Origin of the sequence: Vogesella margarita (genome assembly GCF_028548475.1) — a bacterium.
Taxonomy (GTDB): domain Bacteria; phylum Pseudomonadota; class Gammaproteobacteria; order Burkholderiales; family Chromobacteriaceae; genus Vogesella; species Vogesella margarita.
In genome coordinates this window covers 1-20,616 of record NZ_JAQQLE010000015.1, presented here as the reverse complement: position 1 = coordinate 20,616, position 20,616 = coordinate 1, and the positions used below count along the sequence as shown (strand labels likewise).

Annotated in this window: 16 protein-coding genes; 7 read left to right on the top strand and 9 right to left on the bottom strand. The window is 66.7% G+C overall.

Going from position 1 to position 20,616, the window contains the following annotated elements; all coding sequences use genetic code 11:
• Window positions 1–27: 27 nt before the first annotated feature.
• Entirely contained in the window at window positions 28–1,221 is a 1,194-nt protein-coding gene (locus PQU96_RS14865) for a GGDEF domain-containing protein (protein WP_272773191.1), read from the bottom strand.
• Window positions 1,222–1,615: 394 nt separating this feature from the next.
• On the opposite strand from PQU96_RS14865, the gene PQU96_RS14860 reads away from it, so the two are divergent.
• A complete protein-coding gene (locus PQU96_RS14860) occupies window positions 1,616–2,176 on the top strand; it encodes a hypothetical protein (RefSeq protein ID WP_272773190.1) in 561 nt (186 codons plus the stop codon).
• Window positions 2,177–2,329: 153 nt separating this feature from the next.
• On the opposite strand, the gene PQU96_RS14855 is transcribed toward PQU96_RS14860, so the two are convergent.
• From PQU96_RS14855 to norV, 3 genes are all read right to left on the bottom strand, one after another.
• Complete coding sequence (locus tag PQU96_RS14855) at window positions 2,330–3,106, bottom strand: DUF5602 domain-containing protein (RefSeq protein ID WP_272773189.1); 777 nt, start codon at window positions 3,104–3,106, stop codon at window positions 2,330–2,332.
• 237 nt (window positions 3,107–3,343) lie between these two features.
• Entirely contained in the window at window positions 3,344–4,471 is a 1,128-nt protein-coding gene (locus tag PQU96_RS14850; RefSeq protein WP_272773188.1) for an FAD-dependent oxidoreductase, read from the bottom strand.
• A gap of 23 nt (window positions 4,472–4,494) precedes the next feature.
• Window positions 4,495–5,883 (bottom strand): anaerobic nitric oxide reductase flavorubredoxin, encoded by a 1,389-nt coding sequence (norV, locus tag PQU96_RS14845; protein WP_272773187.1) that lies wholly within the window; start codon window positions 5,881–5,883, stop codon window positions 4,495–4,497.
• A gap of 262 nt (window positions 5,884–6,145) precedes the next feature.
• On the opposite strand from norV, the gene PQU96_RS14840 reads away from it, so the two are divergent.
• Window positions 6,146–6,598, top strand: a complete 453-nt coding sequence (locus tag PQU96_RS14840) for an RrF2 family transcriptional regulator (protein ID WP_272773186.1) — start codon at window positions 6,146–6,148, stop codon at window positions 6,596–6,598.
• Window positions 6,599–6,638: 40 nt separating this feature from the next.
• Here PQU96_RS14840 and PQU96_RS14835 read toward each other — a convergent pair whose 3' ends face one another.
• Entirely contained in the window at window positions 6,639–7,079 is a 441-nt protein-coding gene (locus PQU96_RS14835) for an Lrp/AsnC family transcriptional regulator (protein ID WP_272773185.1), read from the bottom strand.
• 128 nt (window positions 7,080–7,207) lie between these two features.
• On the opposite strand from PQU96_RS14835, the gene PQU96_RS14830 reads away from it, so the two are divergent.
• The 3 genes from PQU96_RS14830 to PQU96_RS14820 all read left to right on the top strand — a co-directional run bounded on the left by PQU96_RS14830 (window position 7,208) and on the right by PQU96_RS14820 (window position 12,892).
• Window positions 7,208–8,104, top strand: coding sequence for a DMT family transporter (locus PQU96_RS14830; RefSeq protein WP_272773184.1), 897 nt, complete (start codon window positions 7,208–7,210; stop codon window positions 8,102–8,104).
• 118 nt (window positions 8,105–8,222) lie between these two features.
• Window positions 8,223–9,443 carry an exonuclease subunit SbcD gene (gene sbcD / locus PQU96_RS14825; protein WP_272773183.1) on the top strand — a complete coding sequence of 407 codons (1,221 nt, stop codon included), beginning with the start codon at window positions 8,223–8,225 and terminating at the stop codon, window positions 9,441–9,443.
• Window positions 9,440–12,892, top strand: a complete 3,453-nt coding sequence (locus tag PQU96_RS14820; protein ID WP_272773182.1) for an SbcC/MukB-like Walker B domain-containing protein — start codon at window positions 9,440–9,442, stop codon at window positions 12,890–12,892. The genes sbcD and PQU96_RS14820 overlap by 4 nt, the downstream gene beginning before the upstream one ends.
• 41 nt (window positions 12,893–12,933) lie before the next feature.
• On the opposite strand, the gene nfsB is transcribed toward PQU96_RS14820, so the two are convergent.
• A complete protein-coding gene (gene nfsB / locus PQU96_RS14815; RefSeq protein WP_272773181.1) occupies window positions 12,934–13,587 on the bottom strand; it encodes an oxygen-insensitive NAD(P)H nitroreductase in 654 nt (217 codons plus the stop codon).
• A gap of 97 nt (window positions 13,588–13,684) precedes the next feature.
• Between nfsB and PQU96_RS14810 the strand changes: the two genes are divergently transcribed.
• Window positions 13,685–14,626 (top strand): LysR family transcriptional regulator, encoded by a 942-nt coding sequence (locus PQU96_RS14810; RefSeq protein ID WP_272773180.1) that lies wholly within the window; start codon window positions 13,685–13,687, stop codon window positions 14,624–14,626.
• A 38-nt stretch (window positions 14,627–14,664) separates the two neighbouring features.
• Here PQU96_RS14810 and PQU96_RS14805 read toward each other — a convergent pair whose 3' ends face one another.
• A complete protein-coding gene (locus PQU96_RS14805) occupies window positions 14,665–15,729 on the bottom strand; it encodes an RNA methyltransferase (protein WP_272773179.1) in 1,065 nt (354 codons plus the stop codon).
• Window positions 15,730–15,917: 188 nt separating this feature from the next.
• Window positions 15,918–18,206 carry an NADP-dependent malic enzyme gene (locus PQU96_RS14800; RefSeq protein WP_272773178.1) on the bottom strand — a complete coding sequence of 763 codons (2,289 nt, stop codon included), beginning with the start codon at window positions 18,204–18,206 and terminating at the stop codon, window positions 15,918–15,920.
• 212 nt (window positions 18,207–18,418) lie between these two features.
• On the opposite strand from PQU96_RS14800, the gene PQU96_RS14795 reads away from it, so the two are divergent.
• The gene (locus tag PQU96_RS14795) at window positions 18,419–19,378 is read left to right on the top strand and encodes a LysR substrate-binding domain-containing protein (protein WP_272773177.1); all 960 of its coding nucleotides are present in this window, start codon (window positions 18,419–18,421) and stop codon (window positions 19,376–19,378) included.
• 59 nt (window positions 19,379–19,437) lie between these two features.
• On the opposite strand, the gene yghU is transcribed toward PQU96_RS14795, so the two are convergent.
• The gene (gene yghU, locus PQU96_RS14790) at window positions 19,438–20,322 is read right to left on the bottom strand and encodes a glutathione-dependent disulfide-bond oxidoreductase (protein WP_272773176.1); all 885 of its coding nucleotides are present in this window, start codon (window positions 20,320–20,322) and stop codon (window positions 19,438–19,440) included.
• Between the last annotated feature and the right edge of the window lie 294 nt (window positions 20,323–20,616).

Sequence of the window (20,616 nt, the reverse complement as noted above, 5' to 3'; positions counted from 1 at the left end):
CCAACGTTGGCCGCAGGCGGCAAGGGTTCACGGCAGTGCCGGTGTCGCGGTGCCGTCGGCAGGTGACGGGCTGCTCGCCGCCAGTTCGATGCGGTTGCGGCCATTGTGTTTGGCCAGATACATCGCCTCGTCCGCGCGATGCAGCAGCGCTTGCGGTGCTTCCTGTGGCTGGCGTTGTGCCACGCCGATGCTGGCTGTCAGCGCGATGGCCGCCTCACCGTGGCGCAGCGGCTGCATCTCCAGTGCGCCGCGCAGGCGGCTGGCGATGGCTTCGGCCTGTGCCAGCCGGGCGTTGGGCAGGAAGATCGCAAACTCCTCGCCGCCGAGGCGGCCGATCACGTCGCCATCGCGCAGGCAGGCTTGCGCCACCGTCACGAAATGGTGCAGCGCGCGGTCGCCGAGCTGGTGACCCCAGTTGTCGTTGACCTTCTTGAAGTGGTCCAGATCGACCAGCAGCACCGACAGCGGAAACGCCATGCGCTCGGCGTAGTGGCTGCCCTTGTCCAGCAGGGCGAGGAAGGCGCGGCGGTTGAACACGCCGGTCAGCGGGTCGCGGTCGGCGATGCGGCGCAACTCCAGCGTCACCTGCTCGTTGGCCAGCATCACGATGCCGAACGCCATCAGCACGATGGCGGCGATGGATTCCACCACCACCAGATGCGATACCACGATGGCGTGCTGCGCGTCGAACAGGCCGTGGTTGCCGACGCGGAACAGCCACGGTCGCAGCAGCAGGAACAGCCCGTGCCCGCCGCTGGCCAGCGCATACAGGTAGCGGGCCGGGTGATCCTGCAGCCGGCCCTGGGCGATGGTGCGCGCGCACAGCAGGAACAACGTGCCCACCACCAGGCTCATCAGCGTGAAGCGTATCGTCTGCTCCGGTTGCACCACGGTAAACCAGGCCGCGGTTGCCAGCAGCAAGACGGCGCCCAGTACGCCGTAGCGCCGTGGCACCGGCGCGGCGCCGACATAGGCACGGGTGCCCACCCAGTTCAGCCACGCCATCAGGAAGGCCGACAGCTGCGTCAGCAGCACCAGCAATAGCTCCGGCGCCACCGCGCGCAGCAGCAGGTTGACGCAGACCAGCAGCCCGAAGAAATAGGACAGCGTCCAGGCGCCCAGCCCGGCAATGCGCGGGTTGAAGCGCCAGGCAGCGGCCAGCATCAGGGTCATCACGACCATGAGGATTGCGGCAATGGCGACTAGCGTGGGACTGTGCACGTGCGGGGGTTCCTGGCAAAGCGGTGAGGGCGAACAAACAGCCACCTAGCATAGCATCGGCATTGTGCTGGCACGGCCTTAATCAACGTCATTTTGGTTTGGGTCAAACAATACGATTTGCATATGTGGTACTGCAAGGCGCGATCCATGCTGCGGTGCAATGATTGTGCCAGCGCAGTGGGTGCGGGCAGCCGGCTGGCTGGCGGTTGCGCTTGCCGGGCCGTTTCCTACACTTAGGGCACACCGGCCGTGCTGCCGCGTTTTGCGTTTGCCCGTTTCAGACTGCCAGCGGGTAACGGCGGCATCAGCGCCTGTTCTTCGGACAATTCAGGGGTCATGCGTCGTGGTTGCGGCAGTCGGGTATGCACCCGTTGAAATGCAAGAAGGAGTAATCATGTCGACTTCGACCCTGATACCCCGCTGGCTGCTTGTCGTCATGGCGTTTGCCACCATCGGCCATGCGCCGGCCGTAATGGCCGCCAGCGATGCGCAGATGATCAAGAGCGCGATGAGTGCCGCCCCGAAAAAAGTCGCGGCCAAGGCAAGCATCGTCACCATGACCGCCGACGGCACGATGCGCACCCTGCGCGAGGGCAGCAACGGCTTCACCTGCATGCCTGACAACCCGGCCACCCCTGGGCCGGACCCGATGTGCATGGACAAGGCGGCGATGGCGTGGGCGATGGCCTGGATCGGCCACACCACACCGGTTGTCGGCCAGATCGGCTTCATGTACATGCTGGAGGGTGGCACCGACGCCAGCAATACCGATCCGTACGCGGCGAAGCCGGAGCCCGGCAACCACTGGGTGAAGACCGGGGCGCACGTGATGATCGTCGGCGCGGAGCCGGCGTTCTACGACATGTATCCCAAGGATGCGACGCCCAACACCGCGGTGCCGTACGTGATGTGGCCGGGCACACCCTACCAGCACCTGATGATCCCGGTGAAGTAGTCCACCCGTCATGCCGCGACCGCCGTGCCTAAGCCGGCGGTCGCGTGTTTGTGTGCGCGATGTACTGCGCTCGTGCATGAAAAATGCGGCCAGGGTTGGCCGCATTTGCGTTGAAACCGCCCGCGCCGTTGCAAGTGACGGGCGGCGGCTCACTCATTGAAAGCCGTTCAGGGCTATCTCGTAGGATTTGCTGTCCGGGTGGTAGCTCACGCTGTAGCTGGACGGGTAGCTGCCCGCCTTGCTGTAGCTGGCCGGACGCTCCATTGGCGCGCTGAAGGCCGGTTTGGACTGCAGGAAAGACAGCGCCACCATCGGTTCGATAAAGGTCTGCCGCTTGTTGTAGTAGCCGTAGATCAGGGTGGCGGTGAACGGCTGCTGCTGGAATTCCGGCGCCTTGGTGTTGATGGCGTGCACGCCCATTTTCGGAACGGCGGTGCCCGGAGGCAGGATGTAGCCGGCGGGCAGCAGCTCGGCCGGTGGCTGCTGGCCCGGGTCGGCCGATTCGGCGTCGCTGTTGAAGCGCACCTTCATCGTCTCCGCCCGTTTCACCATATAGAAGTGAAAGTCGAAATGCGGCACGTCGTAGATCTTGGGTGGCGGATGGCCGGCCGCTTCCCAGTTGATGACCACGTGGTCCACCACCGTGCGCGGTCCCTTGGCCGGCATGCGCAGCAGGTAGGCCGGCGCCATTTTGGCGGCCGGAAGCCCGGTGAGTGCCTGCTCGCTCAGCACGATGCTGATGGCGGCCACTTTGCCTGCGTTGTCGGTGCGTACTTCGGTATGCGCCTGGCCTTGGCCGAAGGTAACCGGCTTGCCACGATAGGTGGCGGACAGGTCGCCGGCGCTGGCCAGTAGCGGGCTGGCGGCCATCGCCACGACGGCCAGCCAGGCCCGCGTGGCCGGCCTGGCGGATGCTTGCAGTGTTTTCATAGTGCGTGCCTCTTGCTGGTGGGTGAGAGGAATGCGGAGCGTGTCACCAGAAGCTGGTGTGTTTGCATCTTAGTGAATGGGTCTGCTTTTGCCAGTGCCGGGTGTAGAGCGTGCGCCGCGCGACAGTGGCGGCGGGCCGTTGCGCCGTTGCGGCCAACCTTTTGTCGCTGGCCGGGGGAGGGTTAGGCCGGCTGCTGCATGCCAGCCGGTGCAGAGAGGGATGCTGGCGCGCCCGTTTCAGCAGGCCAGGCCTGGCAGCAGGCTGAAGCCGTTGCGACTGCCGGTGGTCACGTAGCCGACCAGCTTGCTGTCGCGATGGGCGAGCGCGGTGAGGCCGTCGTCGCCCTCGCTGATCTGCCAGTCCAGCGCCTGCCCGTGGGTGACGCCCGCCAGCTGGATCGGATAGTGCGGCGTTTTCACCGCCACCGGTAGCGGGCCGAAGCGCACCGGCTCCGGCTTGCCGGCCAGCGTGCTGGCCAGCGCCCGTGCAGACAGCGTGATCGGCTGCAGGTAGGGCAGGATCTGGCCCTCGATCTCGGCGCAGTCGCCCAGCGCGTAGACATTGGGCTGCGAGGTGCGCAGATAGCGGTCGACGCTGATGCCGCGCCCGGTTGCCAATCCAGTCGCCAGTCCTGCGGCCAGTTCCAGCCGCGGCTTCAGCCCCGCCGCGCAGATCACGGCGTCCACGTTAAGGATTTCGCCATTGCTGAGCTTCACGTGGTAACCGGTCGTCGCACGGTCGATGCGGTCCACCGCGGTGCCGAAACGCATCGTCACTGGCGCCATGGCATGGTGCAGGCGCTGGCTGACCACCTCGGGCACCAGCCGCTCCAGCAGCCGGCTGCCGATGTCCACCAGCGTTACCTGCTTGTGGCGGGCGATGTCGTGAGCGATCTCGGTGCCGATCAGGCCGCCGCCGATGACCAGCACGCGTTCGCTGCGTTCAAGCTGCGTAAAGTAGCGGCGGTACTGCTCCAGGTTGTTCAGGGTCAGGATGTCCTGCACCGCGTCGCCGCGGATGGCCGGCACGAAGGGCTCGGCACCCACCGCCAGCACCAGGTCGCTGTAGGGGATGCGCGCGTCGCCGGCGTGGACGAGTTTGGCGTCGAAGTCGATCGCGGTGACGAGCGTATTGGGCCGCACCATGATTTTCAGCTCGGCGGCGACGGCGGTGGCGTGCTGCTGCACCAGCTGTTCGGCCGCCATTTGCCGGCCGAAGCCGTGGCTGAGCTGCGGCTTGGGATACTGCTCGCCGCCGTCCTGGGTCAGGATGATGACGGGGGTGCTGGTATCAAGCTGGCGGAACGCCCGCGCCAGGGTGTAGCCGGCGTGGCCGCTACCGATGATGACGAGAGGTTTTTTCATCAGGAATCTCCGGGATCGGTCGTTTACGCGGGAACAAAGTCACTCTTGCCCATGAAGCACACCGGGCACAGGAAGCTCTCCGCGACATCCGGCCAGGCGGTGCCGGCGGCCACGCCTTGCGACGCTTCACCCTGTTCCGGGTCGTAGGCCCACGAGCAAGTCTTGCAGCGCATCTTGCCGCTACAGCTGCTTGTCGCCTCGGCGGTGGGCGTATCGGTCTTGCCCAGTTGCTCGATGAAGGACTCGCCAAAGCGCACCGCCTGCGAGAGCGCGTCGTCAGTCGGTCGCCATTCCGCGGCCATGCCCTGGTTAAGGACGCGGAAGCCGGCATCGTCCAGGCGTTTGGCGATGCGTTCCACCGCGCCGCCGCTCCAGCCGTGGGTGCCGAAGGCCGCCGCCGCCTTGTTCCTGAAGCGCAGGCCGGTCATTTCTTCCAGCAGGGCGGCGACGTGCGGCAGCATCACGTTGTTGACGGTCGGGCTGCCGACCAGGATGGCTTTGGACTTGAATACGTGGGTGAGCACGTCGTTCTTGTCGCTGTTAGACAGGTTGAACAGCTTGATCACCACCTCGCTGTCGGCCTTGCGGATGCCCTCGGCGATCGCCTCGGCCATCATGCGGGTGCCGTTCCACATGGTGTCGTAGACCAGGGTGATCTGGTTTTCCTGGTAGTCGTCCGCCCATTTCAGGTATTGCTCGACGATCTGGGTCGGCTTGTCGCGCCAGATGATGCCGTGGCTGGTGGCGATCATGTCGATCGGCAGGTTGAGCGCCAGCACCTCGTGGATCTTCTGGGTCACCAGCGGGCTGAACGGGGTCAGGATGTTGGCGTAGTACTTGATGCACTCCTCGTGCAGCTCGACCGGGTCGCACTGGTCATTGAACATCTGCGCGCTGGCGTAGTGCTGGCCGAAGGCGTCGTTGCTGAACAGCACGGCGTCGCCGGTCATGTAGGTGGCCATGCTGTCCGGCCAGTGCAACATCGGCATCTCGACGAACACCAGTTGCTTGCCGTTGCCAAGGTCGAGGCTGTCGCCGGTCTTGACGATCTTGAAGTTCCAGTCCTGGTGATAGTGGCCGCGCAGCGACTTGGCGCCGTTGGCGGTGCAGTAGATCGGGGTGTCCGGGATGCGCGCCATCAGCGCCGGCAGAGCGCCGCTGTGGTCGATCTCGCCGTGGTTGGCGATGATGTAGTCGATGGCGCCAAGGTCGACTTCTTTCGCCAGGTTGGCGACGAACTCTTCGGCGTACGGCGCCCATACGGTGTCGATCAGCGCGATCTTCTCTTCCTTGATCAGATAGCTGTTGTAGCTGGAGCCGCGGTGGGTGCTGTACTCGCTGCCGTGGAATTCGCGCAGCTCCCAGTCCTGTTTGCCGACCCAGTGGATGTTGTTCTTGACGGTGAAAGCCATGGTGATGCTCCTTGAGGGGGTATAAGATTCGTCTGAGATGAATCTTATACCGGATAACATTCATAAAAAATGAATGTTATGAAGCAAAGTGCATTCGCTTGAGGCGCATCAAGAACAGGCGTTTCCGGCCGGTTTTTACCGCAACGGCAGGCCCGCGTGGCGCAAACCGCCGCTACCGGGTGCCGGCCGGCAGGGTAGAATGACGGCCCGAGCCCGGATGCATAAGCTGCCGGGTTGAACAACTCTATGGGATGCCCCGACCGTGCGATTGACCGCCTTTACCGACTACTGCCTGCGGGTAATGATGTACAGCGCGCTGGCGGGCGAGCGCCTGGTGACCATCGGCGAGATCGCCCACGCCTACGACATTTCCGCCAGCCACCTGACCAAGGTGGTGCATTTTCTGGGGCAGCAGGGCTATCTGACCACGGTGCGCGGCAAGGGCGGCGGCATGCGCCTGACGCACGCGCCGCAGCAGGTCAACCTTGGCCAGCTGGTGCGGGCGGCGGAGGCCGACAACGTGCTGGTCGAGTGTTTTGACGCGCAGCACTCGCACTGCCGCATCGCCGCCTGCTGCCGCCTGTACCGGGTGCTGCATGCGGCGCAGGAGGCCTTCTACGGCGAACTGTCACAGCACACCCTGGCCGATCTGCTGGTTCAGCCGGCTGGGCTGGGACGCGCGCTCGGCATCGAGATCCATCCCGTCACCGACTGAGCAATACGTCTGCGGCCAACCTTGCGTGGCTGCTTTGCTGCTAGGGCAACAGCGGCGGCAGCCGGCGCAACACCGGGCTGGCCTTGACGATGCTGGTGGCGGTGGTGGCCAGCTCGGCAAAACCGTCCAGTATCTCGTCCAGCTGGCCGATGTCGCGCAGCAGCAGGCGCGCGATGTAGCAATCCTCGCCGGTGACCTTGTCACATTCGGTGAACTGCGGTGTGGCGACGAGGCGCGCCTCCAGCGTCTTGAGCTGGCCTGGCAGCGGGCGCAGCCGCACGATGGCCTGCAGGGTGTAGCCCCACTGCGGCCAGTCCAGCTCCGGCGTGTAGCCGCGAATGGTGCCGTGTTCCTCCAGCCGCTTCAGCCGTTCTGACACGCTGGGGCCGGACATTTTCAGCTTTCGTGCCAGCTCGGCAATGCTCTGCCGCGCGTCCTGTTGCAGCAGCCCCACCAGCTGTACGTCGATCCAGTCTTTCATTGCAGGCAATCCTGTCGATTTGGCGATATTTGCAAGGTAGCAACTGGCTTTTGCCTTGCAAAGCCCATTCAGCCAGCTGTGCGACTTGCTTATGCTGTTGCACACTAGCCTGCAAGGAGAGCTTGATCATGACACAACAAAATTTACGCACCGGCGTATGGCAGATGCTGGCCGCCATGGCGCTGTCCGGCACCATCGGCTGGTTCGTGCTGCAATCCGGCCAATCGGTATGGAACGTGGTGTTCGTGCGCTGCGTGCTGGGCTCGCTGGGGCTGGGGCTGTACGCCTGGTGGCGCGGACAGTGGCAGACGTGGCCGTTTACCCGTAGCAGCCTGCTGTGGTGCATCGCCGGTGGCGTGGCGCTGGTGGGCAACTGGCTGCTGCTGTTCAACGCCTATCACTACAGCTCGATCGGCATCGCCACCGTGGTGTATCACACCCAGCCGTTCTGGCTGCTGCTGCTGAGCCGGCTGCTGCTGGGCGAGGCGCTGACGCTGCGCAAGTTGGCCGCGGTGGCGGTGGCGTTTGCCGGCATGCTGCTGATCGTGCAGCCGGGGCAGGGCGGCGGCGGGGCGCTGCTGGGCATCCTGCTGGCGCTGGGCGCCGCCATGCTGTACGCGGTGGTGACGCTGATCAGCAAGCAGCTGCCCAAAACGCTGGCACCCACCCACATTGCCTGCGTGCAGACGCTGACCGGCGTGCTGCTGCTGTGGCCGCTGCTGGACAACGCCAGCCTGTGGGTGGCCGGCAGCCACTGGGGTTATCTCGCCACGCTGGGGCTGGTACACACCACGCTGATGTACATCATCATGTACGCCGCCTTCCGCCAGCTGCCCACCCACTGGATCGGCCTGCTGGGGTTCAGCTACCCGGTGGTGGCGCTGCTGGTGGATTATCTCGCCTATGGCCGGCTGCTGGACGGCTGGCAGCTGCTGGGTGTGCTACTGATTGTTGCGGCCAACGTGTGGGGGCTGCAGCGAGTGCCGGTCGTGGCTGCCCCGCAAGCGGCAAAGGCCGGCGCCTGAGTCTGGATAACCTGATTCTGGATAAATAGGCGGCGGGCGGGCAATCCGTCCGCCGCCATGCGGCCGGCACGGCGGGCTTGCTACAATCGGCGCCATTGCCAACGCCCCCGTATCCTCCATGCGCATCCTCCACACCTCCGACTGGCACCTCGGCCAGCACTTCATGGGCAAGCCCCGCCAGGCCGAGCACCAGGCCTTCATCGACTGGCTGCTGCAGCAAGTGCAGCAACAGGCGGTAGACGCGGTGCTCATCGCCGGCGACATCTTCGATACCGGCGCGCCGCCCAGCTACGCGCGCGAGCTGTACAACCGGCTGGTGGTGGCGCTGCATGCGGCCAACGTGGTACTGCTGGTGCTGGGTGGCAACCACGACTCGGTGGCCACGTTGGGCGAGAGCCGGCCGCTGCTGAGCTGCCTGGGCACCAGTGTCATCCCGGCGGTGGAGGCCGACCTTGAGCAGCAGGTGCTGGTGTTGCCGCAGCGCGACGGCACGCCCGGCGCCATCGTCTGCGCGATCCCATTCATCCGCCCGCGCGATGTGATGCAAAGTCAGGCCGGACAGAGTGCCGAGGAAAAGCAGCTCACGCTGCAGGAGGCCATCCACCAGCACTACCAGGCGCTGTACCGGCTGGCCTGCGCCCGGCGCGACGCGCTGAATCTGCCGCTGCCCATCATCGCCACCGGCCACCTCACCACCGTCGGCGCCAGCGCCAGCGAATCGGTGCGCGAAATCTATGTCGGCGCGCTGGAGGCGTTTCCGACCAGCGCTTTTCCGCCGGCCGACTACATCGCGCTGGGCCACATCCACCGCCCGCAGCAGGTGGGCGGACTGGAACACGTCCGCTACAGCGGCTCACCGATCCCGCTGAGCTTCGACGAGGCCGGCCAGCAGAAACAGGTGCTGCTGGTGGATGTCGACGCCATCGGCCTGCTGGGGGTGACGCCGCTGCCGGTGCCACGCTTCCAGCAGCTGGTGTCGGTGAAGGGGGATCTGGCAACGTTGGCCGCAGCCATTGCTGACGCCGCCAAGCTCGCCAGCGACGCGCAGCCGGTGTGGCTGGAGGTATTGGTGCAGGGTGACGACTACCTGTCCGATCTGCAGGCGCGCATCCAGGCCATCACCACCGACCTTCCGGTCGAGGTGCTGCGCATCCGCCGCGAACGCGGCAATGCCGCCGCCACGCTACAGGCAGAAGCGCGCGAGACACTGGACGAACTGACGCCGTTCGACGTGTTCGACAAGCGGCTGCAGCAGGAAACGCTGGACGAAACCTTGGCCGCGCAGCTGCAGGCGCGCTACCGCGACATCGTCGCCAGCCTGCAGGAGGGCGAGGCATGAAAATCCTGACCCTGCGCCTGAAGAACCTCAACTCGCTGCAAGGCGAGTGGAAGATCGACTTCACCCGGCCGCCGTTCAAGGACAACGGCCTGTTCGCCATCACCGGCCCCACCGGCGCCGGCAAGTCCACGCTGCTGGACGCCATCTGCCTCGCGCTGTATCACGAAACACCGCGGCTGAAGACCATCTCCGCCAGCAGCAACGAGATCATGAGCCGCCATACTGCCGATTGCCTGGCCGAGGTGGAATTCGAGGTGAAGGGCCAGCTGTACCGCGCGTTCTGGAGCCAGCGCCGCGCCCGCGACAAGGCAGACGGCCAGCTGCAGGCGCCGAAGGTGGAGTTGGCCGACGCGGCCGGCACCATCCTCACCACCCATATCAACGACAAGCTCAAGCGCATCGAGGCGATCACCGGGCTGGATTTCGCGCGCTTTACCAAGTCGATGCTGCTGGCGCAGGGCGGTTTTGCCGCCTTCCTCAATGCCAGTGCCAACGAGCGTGCCGAGCTGCTGGAAGAGCTGACCGGCAGCGACATCTACGGCCAGATCTCGCAGCGCGTGTTCGAACGGGCGCGCGACGCCCGCCAGGCGCTGGAACAGCTGCAGGCGCGCGCCGACGGCGTGGAGCTGTTGCCGGAAGCCGAGCGCCTGACCATGCAGCAGCAGGTGGCGGAGCTGACGCCACGGTTGGCCGCATTGCAGCAGCAACATCAGCAGACGCAGGCACTGCGCCAGTGGCGACACGAGCTGGGCCAGGCCGAACAGGCCGAGCAAGCCGCCGCCCTGGCCGAGCAGGCGGCGCAGCAGGCCATCGAACAGGCGCGGCCAGACTTGCAGCGCCTGCAACAGAGCGCGCCGGCGGAGGCGATCCGTCCGCTGCAGCAGGCGTGGCAGCAGGCGGCGGAGCGGCTGCAACAGACCCGCGCCGCCACGGACAGGGTGCAGACGCAGCTTGCCGACAGTCGGCAGCAGTCGGTCGCCGCGCACTGGCAGGCGCGCCGCATCGCCGCCGCCCTGGCCGAGCGCGAACGGCAACAGTGGCAGCAGCAACAGGCCGCGCAGCAGCAGTTGCAGCACTGGCTCGCCCGGCACGACCACTTTGCCGCACTGGGCGAACAGCTCAGCGGCTGGCACGGCACCTGCCAGCAGATCCGCCAGCTGCACGACACGCAGCGGCAGCAGCAGGCGCAGGCGCTCAGCCAGACCGAGGCGCTGGCGGCAGTTGCCAGCCGGCTGGCACAGCAGCAACAGCAGCTGCAAACGGCACAGGCCGCGCAGCAGCAGGCCAGCGCCGCCAGCGAACAGGCCGCCACCATGCTGGCGGCGCTGCTGCAGGGCCACAGCCTGCCGGCGCTGCGGACGCAATGGCTGCACAGCCAGGAAAGGGTGCAGCTGTGGCGGCAACTGCAGCAGCACGCCGCGCAGCTGCGCCAGCAGTCGGCACAGCAGGCACAACTGGAACAGGCGCTGGCCGACAGCGATGCGCAGCTGGAAGCCCAGCACGGCGTGCTGGCCACGCTGCGCCACGACTACAAACAGCTGAAAGAGCAGGTGGCCGACAAGCGCCAGCTGCTGGCGCAGGAGCAGCGCATCCAGAGCCTGGACGCGCACCGCGCCGCCTTGCAGCCGGGCGAGGCCTGCCCGCTGTGCGGCTCGCAGCAGCATCCGGCGATACAGGCCTACCGGGCGCTCGATGTCTCCTCCACCGCGCAGGCGCTGCAGCAGAAGGAAGCCGCGCTGCAACAGCTGGAGGACACTGGCAACCAGGCCAGGAACCGGCTGGCCGCGCTGACCGCCACGCGCGAGCAACAGCAGCAGGCGCTGCACACGGTGCGCGAGACCTGCGTGCAGGCCGTGGCCGACTGGCGCAAGCTGGCTGGCCAGCTGCCGCTGGATGACGGCGACTGGCAGCAGACGGTGATGCTGCAACAGCATCTGGCGGCGGCCGAGGCGCAGGAGGCCGGCCTGAAACACGGCCTGCAGCAGGCCGAAGCCGCCGAGCAAACGTTGGCCGCAGCGCAGAGGCAGGAAGCCGCGCAGGCCGCGCAGTTGCAGCAGCTCGCCCAGCAGGGCGCGCTGTTGCAGCAGGAGCACGCGCACCTGCAGCACGGCATCGCCGAGCTGCAGCGCCAGCTGGCCGCCACCGCGCAAGCCATCGAACAGGCCGGGCAAACGTTGGCCGCGGCCATCGCCGCCGCCGGTTTTGACGCCACCGGCCTGGGCCGCGACGATGACATGGCGGACTGGCTGGCCGCGCGCCAGCAAGACTGGCAACACTGGCAGGCGCAGCAGCAGGCGCAACAGCAGCAACAGGCTGCGCTGTTGCAACAGCAGGCGCGCTGCGAGCAGGCGGCCAGCGTGGCAGAGACGTGGCAGGCGCGCTGGGCGGCGCTGGCGGTCGGGCACGAGCCGGCTGGTGATGAGCTGGCCATCGACGAGCTGACGATCGACGCGCAGGCACTGGTGCACTGCGCCGAGCAGGTGGAGGTGCTGACGCGGCAGATCGCCGGCCTGCAGGGCCAGCAGGCGCAGCTGGCGGCCGATCTGCAGGCGCAACAGCGGCAGCACGAGCAGACCGAGCAGGCATGGTTGGCCGCACTGGCCGCCAGCCCGTTTGTCGATCGGGAAGCATTCTTGCAGGCGCTGTTGCCGGAGGAGGAGCGCCAGCGGCTACAGGTGCGGCAGCAACAGCTGGAGCAGGCGTTGCAACGCAGCCTGGCGGTGCGGCAGACCGCGCTCTCCGCGCTGAAATCGCTGCAGCAACAGGCGCTCAGCCCGCTGTCACTGGCCGAGCTGGATGCGGTGCTGGTGACACTGGACGCGCAGCGCCATGCGCTGTCCGGCCAGCAGGGTGCGCTGCAGGCGCTGTTGCACGACGACGCGCAGCGCCGCGACAAGCAGCAGGCGCTGTTCTTGCAGATCGAACAACAGGCCGCCGATGCCGACATCTGGCAACGGCTCAACAGCCTGATCGGCTCGAAAGAGGGCGACAAGTACCGCAAGTTCGCGCAGGGGCTGACGCTGGACCACCTGATGCACCTCGCCAACCGCCATCTGGCGCGCCTGCATGGCCGCTACCTGCTGCAGCGCAAGGCCGGCGGCGAGCTGGAGCTGGCGATCGTCGATACCTGGCAGGCCGACGCGGCGCGCGACACCCGCACCCTGTCTGGCGGCGAGAGTTTTCTGGTGAGCCTCGCGCTGGCGCTGGCGCTGTCCGACCTGGTCAGCCACAAGACCTCCATCGACTCGCTGTTCCTCGACGAAGGCTTCGGCACACTGGACGGCGACACGCTGGAAGTGGCGCTGGACGCGCTGGACAGCATCAACGCCAGCGGCAAGTCCATCGGCGTGATCAGCCACGTGACGGGCATGCAGGAGCGCATCGCGGTGCAGATCGTGGTGAAGAAGGGCGGCGGGTTGGGGCAATCCAGCCTGCAGGTGGTGGGCTAGGGCAATGCGGCCAACCTTGCGGCAAGGTTGGCCGCAAAGCCTTACAGGCGGGTGATGGTCTGCGCTGCCGGCAGCCGCGACTTGGGCAGCGTGGCGTTGAAGTCGTCGGCAGCGCGGCGCCCCAGCGCGACGATCAGCGACGGCACCAGCCCTTGCGCCCGCAGATCCAGCGCCCCGGACAGCGCCTCTTGATCGAAACCCTCGATCGGGCAGGCATCCAGCCCCATGGCGGCGGCGCCCAGCAGCAGGGTGCCGGCGGCGAGATAGGTCTGTTTTTCCATCCAGTGCGCGGCGTCCCGCAGCTCGTAGCGGTGCAGGTTGACGAAGTGGCTGCGGCCGCGGTGCTGGCCGGCGCGGATGTCGGCATTGGCAAAGCGGCCGTCGCGGTCCTCCTGCTCCAGCAGGGCGGCCAGATGGGCGTCGTCCAGCTGGGCACGGGTGCAGAACACCACCACCCGCGCCGCGTTCAGGATCTTGCCTTCATTGAAGCTGTAGAAACCTTGCGTCGCCTGGGCGACACGCGCCTTGCCCTCGGCGCTGTCGGCCAGCACGAAGTGCCACGGCTGGGCATTGGTGGACGACGGGCTGAAGCGCAGCAGGCTCTCGATGTCGGCGGCCTGCGTGGCAGTCAGGCGGAATGACGGATCAAAGGATTTGGTGGTGTAACGGGTTTGGACCAGATCGGCGATGTGCATGATGACTCCTTGCTGTCAGTGTGCGTGCAATCATGCTTGTGAAAATATATTTGATAAACAGCGTAATATTTGCATAACTATCAAATAAAATTTGAATATGAAAGCACTGCATCCTCTCGACATCATGGTGCGTACCGCCGAAACCGGCAGTCTGACCGCCGCCGCGCACGCGCTGGGGCTGACGCCGGCGGCGGCCAGTGCCGCATTGAAACGGCTGGAGGCGGAGCTGGGCGCGCGCCTGTTCGTGCGCTCCACCCGCCATCTGCGGCTCACCCCGCAGGGCGAACAGTTTCTGCCGCAGGCGCAGCAGATGCTGGCGCTGTGGGCGTCAGCACAGCAGGCGGCACAAGGTCAGGCGGCGCTGCGCGGCCTGCTGCAGTTGTCGCTGCCCTCCGACCTGGGCCGCAACGTGCTGTTGCCGTGGCTGGACGATTTCCTGGCGCAGCATCCGCAACTGTCGCTGCGCCTGCAGATGGGTGACCGGCTGGCCGACGTGTACCGCCAGCCGGTGGATCTGGCCATCCGCTACGGCACGCCGGCCGATTCCTCGCTGGTGGCCTTGCCCCTGCTGCCGGACAACCGCCGCGTGCTGTGTGCGGCTCCTGACTACCTTGCGCGCCACGGTACGCCCCGCACGCCGGCCGACCTGAACGGCCATGTCTGTCTCAGCTACATGCTGGGCGACAGCCTGCATCAGCAGTGGTCGTTTGTTCGCGACGGCTTGCTGCACAGCGTGACGCTGGACAGCCGGCGCATGGCCGACGACGGCGACGCGGTGCGGCGCTGGGCACTGGCCGGGGCGGGCATCGCCTACAAGTCGATGCTGGACGTGGCCGACGACCTGCTTGCCGGCCGGCTGTTGCCGCTGTGTCCCCACTGGCAGGGCGAGGCGGCGCCGCTATGGCTGATCTGTGCCGACCGTCGCGCCTCCGGCACGCTGGCGCAGACGTTGCGGGCGTTCCTGCAGCCGCGGCTGGCACAGCGGGCGCAGCAGGTGCAAGCCCTGCTCGACGATGCGGCGCAGCGGCAGGCCACCTAAGGCACTCCGGCACCCAACCTGCGAGCGGCAGCGTGCTGTCAGTCTGTGGCGTTGCCCGCTGCGCTTTGCTGGCGGCGCAGCAGTCGGCTGTGGTCGATGACGTCGGCGGCGCGGGCGCGCAGTTGGCCGCAACCGCCGTCGATGTCCTGGCCGGCGGAGTCGCGCACCTTGGTCAGCACGCCGTTATCGTGCAGGTAACGCTTGAACTGCTGGATGCGCTCGGCGGACGGGCGCTGGTAGTGATCGCCTTCCACGCTGTTGTACGGGATGAGGTTGAGCACGCCGTACTTGCCGCGCAGCAGCTGCACGGCGGCGTCCATTTCTGCCTGCGTGTCGTTGATGCCGGCCAGCAGCGTCCACTGGTACTGGATCGGGTAGCCGACGCGACGGGCGTAGTCCTCGCCCAGCGCCACCAGCTCGGCCGGCTCATAACGCGGTGCGCGCGGCAGCAATTGCGCGCGCAGCCCGGCATCGGTAGTGTGCAGCGACAGCGCCAGCGCCGGCTTGACCTGCAGCTGTGGCAGGCGCTCGAACACGCGCGGATCACCGACGGTGGAAAACACCAGATTCTTGTGGCCGATATTGCCGTCGGTGCCCAGCAGGTTGATGGCGTCCAGCACGTTGTCGATATTGTGCGCCGGCTCGCCCATGCCCATGAACACCACCTTCTTCACCGGACGGATGCGCCGCGCCAGCGCCACCTGCGCCACGATCTCGGCGCTGCCCAGCTGGCGCAGCAGCCCGCTCTTGCCGGTCATGCAGAAGGTGCAGCCCACCGCGCAGCCGACCTGGCTGGATACGCACAGCCCGTCGCGCGGCAGTAGCACGCTTTCCACCATCTGGCCGTCGTTAAGCCGAACCAAGAGCCGCAGCGAGCCGTCCTCAGCCGGGTGCTGCGATTCGATGCGCGCCAGCGCGTCCAGCTGCGCCGCCAGCGGCGGCAGGCCGTTACGCACCGCCAGCGGGAAGTAGTGCTCGCCCTTCTGGTGGCGGGTGCCGGCGTCCAGCGGCTGGCCTTTCAGCCAGGCGCGATTGATGCGGCCGATATGGCAGGGACGGGCGCCGAGATCGGCGAGGGCTTGGTGGAAATCCGGAATACGCATGGCAAAAGGGCAGGCAGGGCGGCGCGGGCCGCCGGGTTGATCGCAAGGCGCACAGGGTACAGCAAGCGGGCGGGCGACGAAACGGCGTTGCGGCCAACGTTGGCCGCAAGGTGCAGGGCGCACAAGGCACACGCAAAAACGGCTGCCCCCGTTGTGGGGACAGCCGTTGCGGTGGCGCGGGGCGTGGATCAACCCTGGCGGTTGGCTTCCATCACCGTCAGCGCCGCCATGTTGATGATGCGGCGCACGGTGGCGCTGGAGGTCAGGATGTTGACCGGTGCGTTGGCGCCCAGCAGGAAGGGGCCGACCGCCACATTGCTGCCGGCTGCGGTTTTCAGCAGGTTGTAGGCGATGTTGCCGGCGTCCACGTTGGGGCAGACCAGCAGGTTGGCCGCGCCCTTGAGCGTGGACATCGGCAGGATCTTCAGGCGCAGCGCCTCGTCCAGCGCGCAGTCGCCGTGCATCTCGCCGTCGATCTCCAGGTCCGGCGCCAGCTGGCGCACGCGTTGCAGTGCCTCGCGCATCTTGCTGCCGGAGGCCGAGCTGCCGGAGCCGAAGTTGGAGCGTGACAGCAGCGCCACTTTCGGCACCAGGTGCAGCAGCGACATTTCCTCGGCGGCGGCGACGGTGAATTCGGCGATCTGCTCGGCGCTCGGGTTGTCGTTGACGTGGGTGTCCACCAGCGCCACGGTCTGCTTGTCCAGCAGCAGGATGTTCATCGCGGCATAGGTGGCCGCGCCCGGCTTCTTGCCGATGACCTGGTCGATGTAGTGCAGGTGGTCGTTATAGCCGCCCACCGTGCCGCAGATCATGCCGTCGGCGTCGCCCAGCTTGACCATCATCGCGCCGATCAGCGTCAGGCGGCGGCGCATTTCCACGCGCGCCATTTCCTTGGTGATGCCGTCGCGGCACATCAGCTCCCAGTAGCTGGTCCAGTACTGGTGGAAGCGCTCGTCGTATTCCGGGTTGGTGACTTCCACGTCCTCGCCCAGGCGCAGGCGCAGGCCGAACTTCTCGATGCGCGCCAGCAGCACTTCCGGACGGCCGACCAGAATCGGCCGCGCCAGTTTCTCGTCCACGATCACCTGCACCGCGCGCAGCACGCGCTCGTCCTCGCCCTCGGTAAACACGATGCGGGTCTTGCCGCCTTCGCGCACCTGTTTCTTGGCGGCAGCAAACAGCGGCTTCATGAAGCTGCCGGAGTGGTACACGAACTGCTGCAGCTGTTCGGTGTAGGCGTCCAGATTGGCTACCGGGCGGGTGGCGACGCCGCTGTCCATCGCCGCCTTGGCCACCGCCGGGGCGATGCGCACGATCAGGCGCGGGTCGAACGGCTTCGGAATCAGGTACTGCGGGCCGAAGGACAGGTCGTAGCTGCCGTAGGCGGCGGCTACTACTTCGTTTTGCTCTTCTTCGGCCAGGCCGGCGATGGCGTACACCGCCGCCACTTCCATTTCGCGGTTGATGGTGGTGGCGCCGACATCCAGCGCGCCGCGGAAGATGTACGGGAAGCACAGCACGTTGTTGACCTGGTTGGGGTAGTCGGAGCGGCCGGTGGCCATCACCACGTCGTCGCGCACCGCGTGTGCCTCTTCCGGCAGGATTTCCGGCGCCGGGTTGGCCAGCGCCAGGATCAGCGGCCGCGCCGCCATCGCAGCCACCATCTCCGGCTTCAGCACGCCGCCGGCTGACAGACCGAGGAACACGTCGGCACCGCGGATGACCTCGGCCAGGGTGCGGGCGTCGGTCGGCTGCGCGAAGCGCTCCTTGGTCGGGTCCATCAGCGCCTGGCGGCCACGGTAGACCACGCCCTCGATGTCGGTGACCCAGATGTTTTCCAGCGGCAGACCCAGGTGCACCATCAGGTCGAGACAGGTCAGCGCGGCGGCGCCGGCGCCGGAGGTGACCACCTTCACCTCGCGGATGTCCTTGCCGACCACCTTCAGGCCGTTGATGAAGGCGGCTGCGACGGTGATGGCGGTGCCGTGCTGGTCGTCGTGGAACACCGGGATCTTCATGCGTTCGCGCAGCTTGCGCTCGACTTCAAAGCATTCCGGCGCCTTGATGTCTTCCAGGTTGATACCGCCGAAGGTCGGCTCCAGCCCGGCGATGATTTCCACCAGTTTGTCCGGGTCGGTCTCGTTGATCTCGATGTCGAACACGTCCACGCCGGCGAACTTCTTGAACAGCACCGCCTTGCCTTCCATCACCGGCTTGGAGGCCAGCGCGCCGATATTGCCCAGCCCCAGTACCGCGGTGCCGTTGGTGATCACGCCCACCAGATTGGAGCGCGCGGTAAAGCGGCTGGCGTTGAGCGGGTCGGCGACGATTTCCTCGCAGGCGGCGGCCACGCCCGGTGTGTAGGCCAGTGCCAGGTCGCGCTGCGTGACCAGCGGCTTGCTGGCGCTGACGGCGATTTTGCCGGGGGTCGGGAATTCGTGGTAATCCAGCGCGGCTTGGCGATCGGTGCTGTTCATGGTCGGTACCTTGTTCCGGGGTGCCGGCGGCATGGTGCCGGCACCGTATCAAAATCCTGCCGCCCGCGGCGGGCAGCCACCTGAAATGCGGGTCGGGTGGTGGGCAATTCGCCGCGACGCACCTGACTTGCGAGCAGTCTAGCGCCGTAACATAAGCAGATTATTTTGAATTACTATGCAGCCATAACATTTACCTTATGAAGTGAGCTGCCATGCCGGCCAATGCCTCCGCCGAACTGCTGCGCCGACTGAGTGCGCGCCTGAAAATGCGTCACCTGATCCTGCTGCTGCAAATCCGCCAGCACGGCTCGCTGACGCGCGTGGCCGAGCAGATGGCCAGCAGCCAGCCGGCGATCACCAATGCGCTGGCCGAGCTGGAAAGCCTGTTCGGCGGCACCCTGTTCGACCGCTCGGTGCGCGGCATGGCGCCGACGGCGCTGGGCAAGCTGGTGCTGGCGCGGGCCGAGGCGATGATCCACGACCTCGGCCATCTGGTGCAGGACATGGAAACCGCCGCCGCCGGCCACGTGGCGCACCTGCACATCGGCGTGATTCCGTTCGTGCCCGGCCGGCTGTTGTCGGCCGCCATCCAGCACACGCTGCCGCAGGACGGCGGGAGGCTGACCGTCACCATCCACGAGGGCACCAGCGACCAGCTGCTGCCGCAATTGCGCGACCACACGCTGGATCTGGTGATCGGGCGCGCGTCGGCGACAGTGGACGTGCAGGATGTGGCGTTCGAGGTGCTGTACCGGCAGCAGGCGCGCATGATCGCCAGCCGCCGCCTGGCGGCGCAGTTGGGGCGCAGCAAGCTGGACTGGCGTGCGCTGGTGGGGCTGGACTGGATTCTTGGCGCGCCCAATACGCCGATGCGCGAGCAGGTGGCCGACCTGTTCCTGGCCGCCGGCATCGCGCCACCATCGCCGGTGGTGGAGAGCTACTCGTCGAAGCTGATCGGCGAGATGATCGTCGGCAACGAGCGCGCGGTGTCCATCGTGCCGGCCGACATCGCCGAAGAGCTGGTGCGCACCGCCGGCGTCGCCATCGTGCCGTACTCGTTCGAATGGACGCTGCCGCCGATCGCGCTGTTCAGCCGCACCGGCAGCCCGCCGCGCCCGATCGAGCAGCTGTTCGCCGCCGCGCTGCGCCAGCAGTGCCAGGGTGGGCAGTAATCGGGGAGGGGGTGCTTGCGGCCAACGTTGGCCGCAAGCGTAGCGGGATCAGGCTGCGATCAGGCCGGCGTGGCTTCCTGTGCCTGCAGCTTGTCCTGGGTGCGGGTATCGAAATCGCTGGCGGCGTGGCGCTCGTGCAGCTGCTCCGATAGCTCGCCGCGCAGGCGGTTGACCATGCGCCCGCGCTGTACCGCCGGCCGTGCCGCCATCTCGTTTGCCCAGCGCTGCACGTGCGGGTACTCCTGCACCTGCAGGAACTCCGCCGCGCCATACAGGTTGCCGCGCACCAGCTCGCCATACCACGGCCACACCGCGATATCGGCAATGCTGTACTCGTCGCCCGCCAGCCAGCGCTTGTCCGCCAGGCGGCGGTCCAGCACGTCCAGCTGCCGCTTGGCTTCCATCGCGAAGCGGTTGATCGCGTATTCGAACTTCTCCGGCGCGTAGACGTAGAAATGGCCGAAACCGCCGCCCAGGAACGGTGCGCTGCCCATCTGCCAGAACAGCCACGACAGACACTCGGTGCGCGCCGCCAGATCCTGCGGCAACAGCGCGCCGAACTTCTCCGCCAGATACAGCAGGATGGCGCCGGATTCGAACACCCGCTGCGGCTCGGCGCCGCTGCGATCCTGCAGCACCGGGATCTTGGAATTCGGGTTCAGCGCGACAAAGCCGCTGCCGAACTGCTCGCCCTCGTGGATGCGGATCAGCCATGCATCGTACTCGGCACCGCGATGGCCCAGCGCCAGCAGCTCCTCCAGCATGATGGTCACCTTCACGCCATTGGGCGTGGCCAGCGAATACAGCTGCAGCGGATGCTCGCCCACCGGCAAGGCCTGCTCGTGGGTCGGCCCGGCGATGGGGCGGTTGATGTTGGCAAACTGGCCGCCATTGGCCTGATCCCATGTCCAGACGCGGGGCGGGGTGTAGCGCGATTCGCTCATGAGCAGAAGTCCTGTCGGTGTGCCGCTAAGGGCAAGGAAGGAAAGGCGGCCACGGCCGCCACATGCGAATGAGATGGGGGTCGGTGGCGGCAATTAAAGGCGCCGCCAGCGGCGGGATGCAGAACAGTGTGTGCAGGGGAGGGCTTGCGGCCAACGTTGGCAGTCTCCAAAACCATAGCCCAATGAGATGGACTCCTCCCTCCCGCAACGGCATCCAGGTGCCAGACTGGAAGGGTTCACCACCAGTCAGACAGAAGGAAGGAGTCCACCATGAACGTTAGCCGAATCGGTGTC